Here is a 12,579-nt window from a genome sequence, read left to right as displayed (position 1 = left end):
TCCAGACAAAGCCGTGCCCCGGGCGGCATGCAAGCAGAGGCGGACCCGGGGCGTACGCGAACTACGTTAGCACGGGCTTTCGGTCGGTCAGCCGGAGAATCGTGATGAGCGCCCCGGCCGCCGCATGGATGCGAAAGGCGTTCTCGGTTCCCCGACTGGACGCCTACGCCCGCGCCGCCGATCATGACTTTGCAGTGGCGGAGCGGCTCTACTGGTGGAACGTCGAAATTTCGGGAGCGTTCTACGGACCGTTGCATTGCTTGGAGGTGACTTTCCGCAACGCGCTCCACAACGAGCTGTGTGTCGCTTTCACCCGGAATGACTGGTGGGCTACCGCACCGTTGCAGTCGCATGGCTTGCGCATGGTCGTAGAGGCGCGCGACAAGTGCGCCAGGCGCGGCCGACGTCTTGTTTCGGAGGACGACATCGTCGCCGAACTGCCCTTCGGTTTTTGGACCTCGCTGTTGAGCAACAACCGCCATTCGCAGTACGACCGACGCCTTTGGGTGCCTTGTCTGCATCGCGCGTTTCCGCACTACAGAGGGCAGCGTCGTGACCTCCACGATCAGCTGGAGGCGATGCGGCTGCTTCGGAACCGGATCATGCATCACGAGCCAATCCACTACCGGGATCTGGCGGCGGACCATCGGAAGATCTACCGGTTGATCGGATTCATTGATACGACGGCGGCGAGAGAGGCGTTGGGTATGGATCGCGTGGCCGCCATACTGCGCAGGCGCGAAGCCGTTTGTGCGGGATCCCGGCGGCCGAGCTTCTGAGACAGCGCGAAGCTATCGGGTCTGGCTCACGGCTTGCCAAGCGGCGGTGATGGGGCCGAAGGCGAGCATCGGGTCGGTGGCCATCGTGTTCATCGCGTAGGCGTAGGTGGCGTGGGCGTCCATGTCGATGACGGCGAAGGAGCCGCCGGCGCCGCCCCAATAGAGGGTGTTGTCGCTGGGCATGAAGGGGCCGCCCACGGCGAAGCCCAAACCGAAGCGGACCGGTGTGCCGAGGATCAGGTCGGTGCCTTCGATCTGCACCTGCGCGGCGAGGCGGCAGGTGGTCTCGGAGAGCAAGCCCAGGCCGCCGTTGGCCAGGATGGTGTGGATCCGGGCGACCGAGCGCGCGTTCCCGGTGCCGCCGCCGGCGGGGATCTCGGCGGCGCGCCAGGCGCGGGAGTTGGCCACGGTGGTGTCGAGGCGCGGGTTGTGGGCGGCGTTGTCCTGCAGGGCGGTCAGGTTGTCGGAGAAAGGCTCCTGGCTGTACGGAATCAGCTCGGCGACCCGGGGCTCCTCCGACTCGGGCAGTCCGATATGGAAGTCCGCCCCGAGCGGCGTGGCGATCTCCTCGTGGAAGACGGTGCCCAGCGAGCGCCCGGTGATCCGGCGGATGATCTCGCCGATCAGGAAGCCCTGCGTGACCACGTGATAGCCGGAAGCCGTGCCCGGTTTCCAGAACGGCTCCTGGACAGCCAGCAGCGCCGTGACCTTCTCCCAGTCGTAGAGGTCCTCGGGGTGCAGCGACGCCCGCCACCCCGACAGGCCGGCCGAGTGGCCCATCACCTGGGCCACCGTGACCTCGCCCTTGCCGCCGGCCGCGAACTCGGGCCAGTAGCGGGCCACCGGCGCGCCGAAGTCGAGCTCGCCCCGGTCGGCGACCAGCAGTGCGGTCAGCGCCGCCATCGTCTTGGTGGTCGAGTAGACGTTGACGATCGTGTCGCGCTCCCACGGCCGCGTGCGTGCCGCGTCGGCGTACCCGCCGTAGAGGTCGACGATCGCCTCGCCGTCGACCGTGGCGCAGAAGCAGGCGCCCACTTCACCGTCGATGAGGTTGCGCTCGAACGCGTCTCGCACGCCGGTCATGTCCACCACGGGCCGCATTCTTCGCCGGAACCGCAAATCTCGGCCAGGCATTTATGGTGGGACCTTGTGACCGAGAACGACTGGCATGACCCGCAGTGGCGGCAGGCCGCGCACGCCTGGATCACCGCGCACCTGGACGCGCCCGCCACCGGCCCGATCGAGGAGGTCCGGGTCCGGCCGTGGTCGGTCACCCACCGGGTGATGACGGCGGCGGGTCCCCGGTGGTTCAAGGCCAACATCACCGGGTGTCGCTACGAGGCCGCGCTGGCCGAGGCCCTCGCCGGGTGGGTGCCCGGCCGGACCTTGGCGCCCCTCGCGGTGGAGAGGGCCAACGGCTGGCTCCTCACCGCGGACGCCGGTCCCACGCTGCGTGATTCCGGTGACGGCAGCGACTGGGTCGGGCTGCTTCAGGCGTACGCCCGGTTGCAGCGCGACGTCACTCCCCAGGCCGACCGGATGATCGAGCTGGGCGTGCCCGACCTGCGCCTGTCCCGGCTCCCGTCCCTCGCCGACGGCGTCCGGCAGTGGTGCGACGAGCTGGCGGGCGACGGCATCCCGGCCACGCTGCAGCACGACGACCTGCACGACAACAACGTGTTCACCGGCTTCCGCTTCTTCGACTGGGGCGACGCCAGCGTCGGCCACCCCTTCGGGTCCCTGCTGGTCGCGCTGGGCGTGGCCGGCACGCACGATGCGGTACGCCTCCGCGACGCGTACCTCGAAGTGTGGTCGGACCTGGCCCCGCCCAAGACCTTGCGCCGCTCCGCCTCGCTGGCCTTCCGCCTGGCCCGCGTGTCCCGCGCGCTGGCCTGGCGCCGCGCGATCGCCGACGCGGCCCTGCCCGTCGACGAGGACTTCCGCACCGCGGCCGATTGGTGGCTCGCCGAGCTCCCGAAGCCGACGCTGATCTAGGGTCGGCCGAAGGCGTAGACGACCTGCGCGGTGAGGAGACGGTCCGGGTCGGTGCGGAGCAGGCCGGCCAGCGTGCCGGTGTACTCGGCGCGGAAGGCCTCCGTCTGCTCGGCGGTGAGCGCGGCGACGGCCTCGTGGTGCGGGCCCTGGGTGTGGGCCGTCCAGGCATGCTCGAGATCGGCGCGGGCGAAGCGGATCGGCTCGGTGATGATGTCGGTGGGGGTGAAGCCGGCTTGGCGGAGCTCGTGCCGGCACCGGTCCGGGGATCCGAGCGGCGTGGCGGGGTCGGCGAGGGTCAGGCCGTAGCGGCGGGCCTGGTCGCGGAAGATCCGGGCGGCGACCGGGGAACCCTCGCACATCGTGGAGAAGCCGACCAGACCGCCGGGCTTCAGCAGCCGCCGCCATTCTCGCAACGCGGTCTGGACGGGCAGGTAAAGCAGACCGGCGGAGCAGAGGACGAGGTCGAACGTGCCGTCCGGGAAGTTCGGCAAGGCGGTGGCGTCGGCCTTGATCAGCTCGATGGAGGACAGGCCCAGCGCAGCCACCGATTGCCGGGCCCGCGCGAGCATGTTCTCGGAGACGTCCACGCCGATCACGTGCCCGGCGGCCCGGGCGGCGGCGATCGCCGCGAAGCCGGTTCCGGTGGCGGCGTCCAGCACACGCTGACCGGCGGTGGGCCGGGCCAGCTGGACGAGCCGTTCGGCGTAGCGGCGGTGCCAGTCGTTGTCATCGTAGGTGGCGGCCCGCTGGTCGAAGGCCGACTCGGTGGTTCTGTCGCGCTTCACAGTTCACCCGCGTATCTGGGACGGATTCCGCGGCTCCGACTTTACGAAGGAGGCGCCATGTCTACTCACGACGGTCGCTGATGTGGGCCGTGACCCGCATCGGCACGTCGTTCGACATCCGCCCCACCGTCGTCACGGCCGCAAGCTCGGCTTCACGTAGCCCTGTCCGGCCGCTCAGCGAAGCCAGATCAGGGCGGCGATGAGCAGCAGTGCACAGCGACGTCGGTGAGCGGTGAGACACGGCGATAGGCACCGCGCGCGGCACTCTCCAGCCATAACTGTCCCCGGCTGCGCCGGTAGCAGCGGCTCGATCACTGCCCACGCCGGCGGTGCTGCTGCTGATGACGGCGGCCTCATTCCTCAGCTCACCACGCCCCACCTCTGATCAAGCGATCGGCAGGACACGGCCTGAGCCCTGCGCACGTTCGCGTTGGGCGCGGCCCATGAAAAGCGCGAGCCGCGACGGCCCGGCGGCGGGCCGCAAAGGGCGGCCACCGCACCGTGGGGTCTGGGGGTCGCCCCCAGGTCAGATCAAGCGCAGCTCGGTCAGGGCGTCCGTCAAGCGGGTGACGTCTTCGGGGGTGGAGCCGAGGCCGAAGCTGGCGCGGAGCAGGCCGGGGGCCGTTTCGCAGGATTCGGTGGTGGTGTTGGCGGTCAGGCGGCGGACCAGGGGGTGGGCGCAGAACTGGCCGGCGCGCACGCCGATGCCGTAGTCGCTGGCCAGGAGGGCCGCCACGCCGGAGGGGTCCTGGAGGGCGAAGGAGACGATGCCGACTCGGGGGGCGGCGCCGCCGAAGAGGGAGACGCCGTTGAGGCCGGCGAGGAGGCTCTGCTCGTGTTCGAGGAGGGCGGCCCGGTCGGCGCGGAGCAGGGCGTCGCAGACGGCGCCGAGGGCTACGGCGCCGATGAGGTTGGGGGTGCCGCCCTCGTGGCGGGCGGGGCCGGTGGCCCAGGTGACGTCGCCGGTGAAGTCGCCGACGGCCGCGCTTGCGCCGCCGCCGTACAGGTAGGGGTCGGCCTGGTCGAGCCAGTCCTGGCGGCCGGCGAGGACGCCGGCGCCGAACGGGGCGTACAGCTTGTGGCCCGAGAGGGCGAGGTAGTCGGCGCCGAGGTCGTCCAGGGAGACCGGCACGTGCGGGGCGAGCTGGGCGGCGTCGACGACGACGCGGGCGCCGTGGGCGTGGGCGATGTCGGCCAGCTGGCGTACGGGCCAGATCTCGCCGGTGACGTTGCTGGCGCCGGTCACGGCGAGGAGTGCGGGGCCTTGTACGGCGGCGAGGGCCGAGGACACGGCCGCGACAGCCTCGGAAGGGGAGGCGGGGGCGGGCAGGCGCACGGGGGAGGGCCAGGGGAGCAGGTTGGCGTGGTGCTCGCCGTCGAAGACGATCGTGGTGGTGCCGGCCGGCAGGGAGCGGGCGAGCAGGTTGAGCGAGTCGGTGGTGTTGCGGGTGAAGATGACCTCGTCGCCGGGGCGACAGCCGACGAATTCGGCCACGATGTCGCGGGCCCGCTCGTACTCGAGGGTCGACTTCTGGGAGCGGCGGCCGGTGCCGCGGTGCACGCTGCCGTAAAGCGGGAGCAGGTCGCGGACGGCGTCGGCGGCCACCTTCACCGCGGGGGCGGAGGCGGCGTAGTCGAGGTGGGCGAAGCGGACCGTACGGCCGCCGGGCAGGTCGACGGTGAGGTCGGCGCCGATGATGTCGAGCTCGTCGGACATGGAGATGCCTCCGTGGGTCGGGGACCCACTGCGGGCCCGCGCTTGCCCGCGTCGTCCTCGACGCGAGCCTGGTCCTCACCCGGGGCACCCCATCGCGAACGCAAGGGTTGCCGGCCAGCGAGCCGGGGCTTGACGCTGGCGCTCATGACCTGTGACCGAGACTAACATCCCCTATCTCCTATCGCACAAGTAGGCTTATGGTCGTTGCATGACGAAGCAGAATTGGGACGCCTGGCACGCCGAGCACGAGCGCAACCGGGCCGACCGCCACGGCTTCCTGGCCGTGACCAGCCTGAACTTCCTCAACGAGATTCCGCAGCGCTTCCCCGACGCCCCGGGCGAGTGGAGCACCGGGCCGGACGGCGTGGTGGTCGCGCTCGCCGACGGTGAGTCGCTGACGGTCGACGGCACCGAGGTGACCGGGCGTCACCAGTTCGACGTGCTGCCCGAGCGCGGGGGCATCACCGTCGGCTACGGGGACGCGGTGATCGAGGTGGCCAAGCGCGGCGGCTTCGACATCGTCCGGCCCCGGCACCCCGACAACCCGCTGCTGGTCGGCTATCAGGGCACGCCCGCCTACGAGCCGACCGAGAAGTGGGAGCTGACCGGCCGCTACGTGCCGTTCGAGGCGCCGCGGCAGGTCACGGTGGGTGCGGCCGTGGAGGGTCTGGAGCACGTGTACGAGTCGCCGGGCCGGGTCGAGTTCGAGGCGCTGGGCAGCCCGCTCGCGCTGACCGTGTTCAACGGGCACACGCCGGGCACCTTCTTCGCGCTGTTCACCGACGAGACCTCGGGCGTGACCACGTACGCGGCCAATCGCAGCCTCGCCATCGGGGCGCCCGCGGCCGACGGGACGGTGGTGCTCGATTTCAACAAGGCGACCAACCTGCCCTGCGCCTACACGGAGTTCGCGACCTGCCCGCTGCCGCCGGCCGAGAACAAGCTGCCGGTCGCCGTGGAGGCCGGCGAGAAAACTCCGGTCTAGCGTCTAACCCTTCTTCGCCTATAGGATTTAGGGGTGAGCATTCATCTGGCGTTGGAGATCGGCGGGGGCGCACTGCCCGACACCGAGGCCGTCGCGGTGGCCGAGGCCGCCGGGTGCGCCCTGGTCACCATCAACGACTCACCCCTTTCTCCCTCCCCGGAGGCGGGCGTCCGGGCGGGCTTCCTCGCCCGGCGCACCCGCCGGGTCGGCCTCGCGCCGACCCTGCATCCGGCTTTGACCGAGCCGTTCCACCTGGCCACGCAACTGGCCGCGCTGGATCACGCCTCGCAGGGGCGAGGCGCGTGGGTGGTCGGCACGGAGAACAGCGCGGCGGCCCAGGCCACCATTGGCGGTACGCCCGTGAGCGACCTCGAGCAGGAGATCGCGGACGTCATCGACGTGGCGCGGCTGCTCTGGGACTCGTGGGAGGACGACGCCGTCGTCCGCGACGTCGCGAGCGGGCGGTTCCTCGACCCGGACCGCGTCCATCACGTCAACTTTACCGGCGAACGCTTCTCGGTGGTCGGCCCGCTGATCACCCCGCGCCCGCCGCAGGGCCAGCTGGTCGTCCTGGCCCCCGACACCCTGACCGACAAATCCGACATCGCCCTGGTTGCGGCGCCGACATTGGATGAGGTGGCGGCCCGAGCTGAGGCGGCCAGAGCCGCGAACATCCCGCTGGCCTTCGCCGAGCTCGATGTGGCGCTCGGCCCGGCCGACCGTGGTGGAAGCGGCCGTGCCGAGAGCTTCTTCGGGGGTGGCCGGGCCGGCGTCGGCGGCGCTGAGGGTGACCGCATTGACGGCGGCGGCGCTGAGGCCGACCGCGCCGATCGCGACGCGAGGTTGCGCTTCGCGGGCGGCGAGGACGAGTTCCGTGCCCTGCTGAACAGGCTCGAGGGCATCGTCGACGGCGTCCGGATCCACCCGGTCGACCTCGCGATCGACCTGCCCCGCCTCGCCGTGGCCACACGCCGTGGTCCGGTCAGCGGGCCCACCCTGCGCGACACCCTCGGCCTGCCCCGTCCCGCCAACGTCTTCGCTGGGGAGCCCCGATGACGACGCACCGCCTGCATCTCGGCCTGTTCTTCACCGGGGTCGGCCCGCAGCTGCTCTGGTCGCAGCCCGACTTCGCCAACCACACCCACATCGACACCTTCATCCAGACCGTGCGGACCCTGGAGCGCGGCCTCTTCGACGCGTTCTTCCTCGGTGAGGGCCTGCGTGTGCGGGAGAACCGCGGCCGCGTCTACGACCTCGATGTGGCCGGCCGCCCCGACGCGATCACCCAGCTGGCCGCGCTGGCCGCCGAGACCGAGCGGATCGGCCTGGTCGCCACGCAGAACACGACCTACAACTTCCCGTTCGACCTGGCCCGGCGGCTGGCCTCGCTCGACCACGTCTCCGGGGGGCGGGCCGGCTGGAACATCGTCACCACCGACAACGCCTGGACCGGCGAGAATTTCCGGTACGGGGGCTGGCTGCCGCACGAGCGCCGCTACGAGCGCGCCGCCGAGTTCGTGGCGACCGCCCGCAGCCTGTGGGGTGGCGACAGTGTCGACACGCACAGCGATCTGGTCAACGTCACGGGGTCGCTCGGAGTGACCGGAAACCCCGTGTTGTTCCAGGCCGGCGACTCACCCGGCGGCCGCGACCTGGCCGCCCGGTTGGCCGACGCGGTCTTCTCGGCCAACACCGACTACGACAAGGCCCAGGCCTACGCGGCCGATTTGACCGCGCGCCTGAAGGCGTACGGCCGCAGCCGTGACCAGATCCGGATCCTGCCCGGCGCCCAGGTGGTCCTGGGTGACACCGAGAAGGAGGCGGCCGAGAAGGCCGACTGGATCCAGCGCGAGCAGACCACCGGGCCGCGCGCGATCGCCTTCCTCGAGCAGTACTGGAACAAGGATCTCTCCGGCTACGACCCGGACGGCCCGCTGCCCGACATCGAGCCGGCCGAGGGCGAGCTCGACCCGTCCCGCGGCACCATCTCGATCGAGCACCGCACCGGCAAGCTCGAGCGCATCGCGGAGTGGCGCTCCCTCGGCCTCTCCATCCGCGAGCTGGTCCTGCACGTCACCCCCAGGCACAACACCTTTGTCGGTACGCCCGGCGGGGTGGCCGACGAGTGGGCGCGTTACGTGCGCACCCGGGCCGTCGACGGCTTCAACCTCGTGCCGCAGCTGCTGCCGGGCAGCATCGAGGACATCGTCGACAGGCTCGTGCCGGAGCTGCAGGAGCGGGGCGTCTACCGTACGGAGTACGAGGGCCGTACGCTCCGTGAGCACCTGGATCTCGCGTGACGCGGCGTACGCTCGCCACCGTCACCGCGGCGGGTGGGCACCCGGGCCCGTACGAGTTGTCCTTGAACAAAAGGTCCACTCTGGAGACGGCCAGGCTGGTGGCCCGGCGCGCGGAGGACGCCCGGATCGACGCCCTGTTCGTGCCGGATCTGCTGGTCTTCGGCGCGCAGGGGACGATCGGGGCCCAGGAGCCGCTGGTCTTCGTCTCGGCCCTGAGCCAGGTCACCTCGCAGACCGGGCTGATCGCCACGGTCTCGACGACGTTCCACCACCCGTTCAACCTGGCCCGGCTGTTCGGCACGCTCGACCACGTCAGCAACGGCCGGGCGGCCTGGAACCTGGTGACCTCCTCGATCGGCGAGGAGAACTACGGGCCGGGCGAGCTGCCTTCGCCCGAGGAGAGGTACGCGCGGGCAGCAGAGACGCTCGATGTGGTGAACGCGCTGTGGGACAGCTGGAAACCCGGATCGCTGCGGGCCGGCCCGGACGGGAAGGCGGTGCTGGACCCGTCGCTGATCGCGCCGATCGATCACCGCGGCTCGTATTTCAGCGTGCGGGGGCCGCTCAACATCCCGCCGCTGCCGCAGGGCCGGCCGGTGCTGATCCAGGCCGGGCAGTCGGCGGCGGGGATCGCGCTGGGCGCGAAGTACGCCGAGATCGTCTTCACCGCGTTGCCGACGCTGGCGGACGCGCAGGCGTTCACCCGGACGATTCGGGCGCAGTCGACGCGGCCGGGTCTCCCGTTGATCTTCAGCTCCTTCCACGCGACCTATGGAGCCACCGAAGCGGAAGCGCAGCGGTTGGTGCGCGAGCGGCTGGAGGCCATCGATTACGAGGCGGGACGATCGCTGGTCGCGGACATGCTGGGCGGCGGCGTCGATTTGTCCGAAGCGAAGCTCGATGAACCGCTGCCCGCGTCGCTCCTGCCGGAGATTTCCGACATCCGGCGCCGGCGCGGCCGGGCGGAGATCTTCAGCAAGCTGATCCGCGAGGGCCGTACGCTGCGCGAGCTCATCCAGGCCGCCCAGGACACCGGGCACTGGTCGGTCGCGGGCACACCGGAGCAGCTGGCCGACGCCGTGCAGGAGCGGTTCGAGGCCGGCGTGCTCGACGTATTGTCGATCAACGGCCTGGCCGACGACCGCACGCACGACTTCGTGGTCAACGGCCTGCTGACCGAGTTGCGCCGGCGCGGGATCGTCAAGGAGGACTACCGCGGCCACACTCTCCGCGACAATCTGGGGCTCACGCTATGACACTGGACGCGATCGTCGTCGGCGGCGGCGCGATGGGTTCGGCCGCCGCCTGGCAGCTCGCCCGCCGCGGCGCCGACGTCGTGCTGCTGGAGCGCTTCGAGCCCGGCCACACGCACGGGGCCTCGCACGGAGCATCGCGGATCTTCCGCTTCGCCTACGCCGAGCCCGACTACATCGCGCTGGCCCGCGAGGCCCTCTCCCTGTGGCAGGAACTCGACCCGTCGCTGCTCGAGCTGACCGGTGGCGTCGACCACGGCGACCGCGCGTCGATCGAGCCGATCGCGAACGCCCTGGCCGCGGCCGGGGTGCCCGGTCAGTGGCGGCCGCGCGAGGAGGCGGCCGAGCGCTGGCCCGGGCTGCGCTTCACCGGGCCCGTCTTCTTCCATCCCTCCAGCGGCCGCGTCCACGCCGACCACGCGGTCGCCGCCCTGCAGGCCGCCGCCTCCGCTCTAGGCGCCAAGATCCAGCACAGGACCCAGGTCACAGCCATTGCCGTACGCGGTGACGACAGCGCCGAAGTCGTCACGGCGAGCGAGACCCTGCGGGCGCGGAGGGTGATCGTGGCCGCCGGGGCGTGGACCTCGAAGCTGCTGCCCGGGCTGCTCCCGCTGCGGGTGACCCAGGAGCAACCGGCACATTTCACGCCGCTCGACCCGGCCGTGCCATGGCCCAGCTTCATCCACCACGACGGCCAGCACGGGGTGTACGGCCTGCTCACGCCGGGCGAGGGAGTGAAGGTCGGCTTCCACGGGAACGGACCGGTGGTGGATCCCGACCGCCGCGACTACGCCGCCGAGCCCCGACGGGCGGAACGCCTTCGTGACTACGTACGGCAATGGGTCCCCGGGGTTGATCCGGAGAGTGACGCGCCGATCAGCTGCACCTACACGACCACCCCGACGTCGGACTTCGTCGTCGACCGACGGGGACCGCTCGTGATTGCCGCCGGCTTTTCCGGGCATGGATTCAAGTTCACGCCGGCCATCGGCCGGTTGGCCGCCGACCTCGCCCTGACCGACCTCGCTCCGATCCCACGATTCGCCATCCCGCGGATGTGACCCTTTTCCCTCGACTTGGCGGGGGGCTCCACCCCTACCTAGATTCAAGAATGAACCTGCGAACAGGAGAGCCCATGACCATGCAGTCGGCGCTGGAACCGCTGCGCCTGCGGCGCGTCTTCGGTTCGTTCCCCACCGGCGTGACCGTGGTGGCCGCGCTCGTCGACGGCCGCCCCACCGGACTGGCCGCCAACTCGTTCGTCTCGGTCTCGCTCGACCCGCCCATGGTGTCACTCTGCGTGGCCCACACCTCGACCACGTGGCCTACGCTGCGCCGGGCCGGCCGTCTCGGCGTCAGCGTGCTCGGCGCCCACCAGGAGCAGGCCGGCCGCCAGCTCAGCGCCCGCGACGCCGACCGGTTCGCCGCCCTCGAGTGGCGCCCCACCTCCGACGGCGCCGTCTTCCTCGACGGTTCCAGCGCCTGGCTCGACTGCAGCATCGAACGCGAGATCCCGGCCGGCGACCACGACATCATCCTGCTCCGCGTCCACGACCTGGACGACGACCCGTCCGTACAGCCGCTGGTCTTCCACGGCAGCACGTACAAGTCCCTAGCCTTCTGACAACATCCAGTCCAGCGCCGCCTCCACGTGCAGCAACGTCGTGTCGTACACCCTGAGCGGACTCTGACTCTGGTCGAGCAGCAGCCCGATCTCGGTACACCCGAAGATCACCGCCTCCGCCGGGAGCCCGTCCAGAATCTCGACGTACGCCGCCCGTGACGCCTCCTCGACCCGCCCCAGACAGAGCTCGTCGAAGATGATCCGGTGCACCGTCGCCCGCTCGGCTTCGCCGGGGACGACGACGTTCAGCCCGCTCTCCTCGAGCCGCTTCCGATAGAAGTCCTGCTCCATCGTGTACCGCGTCCCCAGCAGCGCCACATCTTTGACCCCATCGTCCACCAGCGCCTTCGCCGTCCCATCGGCGATATGCAGCACCGGAATGTCAATGGCCGCCTGAACGTCATCGACCACCCGGTGCATCGTGTTCGTGCAGAGGACCAGCCCTTGCGCCCCGGCCCTTTCCAGCTTCCGCGCGCACTCCCCGAGATACGCACCGGCCTCGTCCCAGGCCCCCGCCACCTGCATCCGCTCGATCTCGGCAAAGTCCACCGTGTAGGTGACACTGTGCGCCGAATGCAGCCCCCCGAGCCGCTCCCGCACCCCCTCGTTGAGCCGCCGGTAGTAGTAGTCAGTCGATTCCCAGCTCATCCCGCCGAGCAGCCCTAGAACGCGCATGACCCCATCGTGCCCGTCGTCGCCGACCCCACCCACAGCCAATCCCCGAACCGTGGCCGCCAGCGATACCCGACCGGGCTTCGTTTTCGAAGGCCGTCGCCGAACTCGCGCCTAGCGGCCGCTCACGAACCCGTTCACGCTCCGCGCAAGCGACCATGAAGCCTTGCGGGAAGCGAGCGCACATTTTCGCGAATCGAGCCCGCCGACTCCATAACTGAAGTCTTTTCTTCGGAAGTGCTCGTGCCGGTTTCTTCGAGGGGCGCGTGCCAACTCGTTCTGGACAGAAATCCGATTCAGTGTTCCTTGATGGTGTGATCGGGGTGCAGTCCCTTCTGCCGCCGAGTCCCTTTTGGTTGCGGGGTGGCGTCGGCGGGGGTGGGGAAGGCTCGCGTGAATAGGCGATAGCGTTGCGCTTTTCCCGCGACCGCGGGCCGTGCCTTTGAAAAGGCCCGTTCCGCTTGGTCCG

Annotated in this window: 12 protein-coding genes and 1 riboswitch; of the genes, 8 read left to right on the top strand and 4 right to left on the bottom strand. The window is 70.5% G+C overall.

Annotated elements, in window-relative coordinates; translation table 11 throughout:
- The first annotated feature begins 104 nt into the window (after positions 1-104).
- The gene (locus tag AB0J66_RS16180) at positions 105-779 is read left to right on the top strand and encodes a hypothetical protein (RefSeq protein ID WP_364660504.1); all 675 of its coding nucleotides are present in this window, start codon (positions 105-107) and stop codon (positions 777-779) included.
- A 12-nt stretch (positions 780-791) separates the two neighbouring features.
- Here the strand turns inward: AB0J66_RS16180 and AB0J66_RS16175 are convergent, their stop codons facing one another.
- Positions 792-1,862 carry a serine hydrolase domain-containing protein gene (locus tag AB0J66_RS16175; protein ID WP_364661190.1) on the bottom strand — a complete coding sequence of 357 codons (1,071 nt, stop codon included), beginning with the start codon at positions 1,860-1,862 and terminating at the stop codon, positions 792-794.
- Positions 1,863-1,928: 66 nt separating this feature from the next.
- Here AB0J66_RS16175 and AB0J66_RS16170 point away from each other — a divergent pair, with 66 nt between their 5' ends.
- Entirely contained in the window at positions 1,929-2,774 is an 846-nt protein-coding gene (locus AB0J66_RS16170) for a phosphotransferase (RefSeq protein WP_364660502.1), read from the top strand.
- Here the strand turns inward: AB0J66_RS16170 and AB0J66_RS16165 are convergent.
- Positions 2,771-3,559 carry a methyltransferase domain-containing protein gene (locus AB0J66_RS16165; RefSeq protein WP_364660500.1) on the bottom strand — a complete coding sequence of 263 codons (789 nt, stop codon included), beginning with the start codon at positions 3,557-3,559 and terminating at the stop codon, positions 2,771-2,773. The two genes, AB0J66_RS16170 and AB0J66_RS16165, sit on opposite strands and share 4 nt — an antisense overlap.
- Before the next feature lie 526 nt (positions 3,560-4,085).
- Positions 4,086-5,276 carry an aminotransferase class V-fold PLP-dependent enzyme gene (locus AB0J66_RS16160; protein ID WP_364660498.1) on the bottom strand — a complete coding sequence of 397 codons (1,191 nt, stop codon included), beginning with the start codon at positions 5,274-5,276 and terminating at the stop codon, positions 4,086-4,088.
- Positions 5,277-5,309: 33 nt separating this feature from the next.
- Positions 5,310-5,426, bottom strand: a riboswitch (SAM riboswitch).
- A 58-nt stretch (positions 5,427-5,484) separates the two neighbouring features.
- On the opposite strand from AB0J66_RS16160, the gene AB0J66_RS16155 reads away from it, so the two are divergent.
- The 6 genes from AB0J66_RS16155 to AB0J66_RS16130 all read left to right on the top strand — a co-directional run bounded on the left by AB0J66_RS16155 (position 5,485) and on the right by AB0J66_RS16130 (position 11,438).
- Positions 5,485-6,261: a DUF1684 domain-containing protein gene (locus tag AB0J66_RS16155; protein ID WP_364660496.1), complete on the top strand. Its 777-nt coding sequence runs from the start codon at positions 5,485-5,487 to the stop codon at positions 6,259-6,261.
- A 33-nt stretch (positions 6,262-6,294) separates the two neighbouring features.
- Entirely contained in the window at positions 6,295-7,317 is a 1,023-nt protein-coding gene (locus AB0J66_RS16150; RefSeq protein WP_364660495.1) for an LLM class flavin-dependent oxidoreductase, read from the top strand.
- On the top strand, positions 7,314-8,561 hold the full coding sequence (locus AB0J66_RS16145) for an LLM class flavin-dependent oxidoreductase (protein WP_364660493.1): 1,248 nt from the start codon (positions 7,314-7,316) through the stop codon (positions 8,559-8,561). The genes AB0J66_RS16150 and AB0J66_RS16145 overlap by 4 nt, the downstream gene beginning before the upstream one ends.
- Entirely contained in the window at positions 8,558-9,817 is a 1,260-nt protein-coding gene (locus AB0J66_RS16140) for an NtaA/DmoA family FMN-dependent monooxygenase (RefSeq protein ID WP_364660491.1), read from the top strand. Before AB0J66_RS16145 ends, AB0J66_RS16140 begins: the two co-directional genes overlap by 4 nt.
- A complete protein-coding gene (locus AB0J66_RS16135) occupies positions 9,814-10,875 on the top strand; it encodes an FAD-dependent oxidoreductase (protein ID WP_364660489.1) in 1,062 nt (353 codons plus the stop codon). Before AB0J66_RS16140 ends, AB0J66_RS16135 begins: the two co-directional genes overlap by 4 nt.
- 74 nt (positions 10,876-10,949) lie before the next feature.
- On the top strand, positions 10,950-11,438 hold the full coding sequence (locus AB0J66_RS16130; protein WP_364660487.1) for a flavin reductase family protein: 489 nt from the start codon (positions 10,950-10,952) through the stop codon (positions 11,436-11,438).
- Here the strand turns inward: AB0J66_RS16130 and AB0J66_RS16125 are convergent.
- A complete protein-coding gene (locus AB0J66_RS16125) occupies positions 11,427-12,113 on the bottom strand; it encodes an aspartate/glutamate racemase family protein (RefSeq protein ID WP_364660485.1) in 687 nt (228 codons plus the stop codon). The genes AB0J66_RS16130 and AB0J66_RS16125 overlap by 12 nt on opposite strands.
- Between the last annotated feature and the right edge of the window lie 466 nt (positions 12,114-12,579).

Origin of the sequence: Actinoplanes sp. NPDC049598 (genome assembly GCF_040675435.1) — a bacterium.
Taxonomy (GTDB): Bacteria; Actinomycetota; Actinomycetes; order Mycobacteriales; family Micromonosporaceae; genus Actinoplanes.
Note: the sequence above shows the minus strand (reverse complement) of the source record. Positions and strands in the feature narration are given on the sequence as shown.

Bases quoted from the DNA above. Each gene is read 5' to 3' on its own strand.
- AB0J66_RS16180 (WP_364660504.1), top strand. From the start codon at position 105: ATGAGCGCCCCGGCCGCCGCATGGATGCGAAAGGCGTTCTCGGTTCCC.
- AB0J66_RS16175 (WP_364661190.1), bottom strand. From the start codon at position 1,862: ATGACCGGCGTGCGAGACGCGTTCGAGCGCAACCTCATCGACGGTGAA.
- AB0J66_RS16160 (WP_364660498.1), bottom strand. From the start codon at position 5,276: ATGTCCGACGAGCTCGACATCATCGGCGCCGACCTCACCGTCGACCTG.
- AB0J66_RS16155 (WP_364660496.1), top strand. From the start codon at position 5,485: ATGACGAAGCAGAATTGGGACGCCTGGCACGCCGAGCACGAGCGCAAC.
- AB0J66_RS16145 (WP_364660493.1), top strand. From the start codon at position 7,314: ATGACGACGCACCGCCTGCATCTCGGCCTGTTCTTCACCGGGGTCGGC.
- AB0J66_RS16135 (WP_364660489.1), top strand. From the start codon at position 9,814: ATGACACTGGACGCGATCGTCGTCGGCGGCGGCGCGATGGGTTCGGCC.
- AB0J66_RS16130 (WP_364660487.1), top strand. From the start codon at position 10,950: ATGACCATGCAGTCGGCGCTGGAACCGCTGCGCCTGCGGCGCGTCTTC.
- AB0J66_RS16125 (WP_364660485.1), bottom strand. From the start codon at position 12,113: ATGCGCGTTCTAGGGCTGCTCGGCGGGATGAGCTGGGAATCGACTGAC.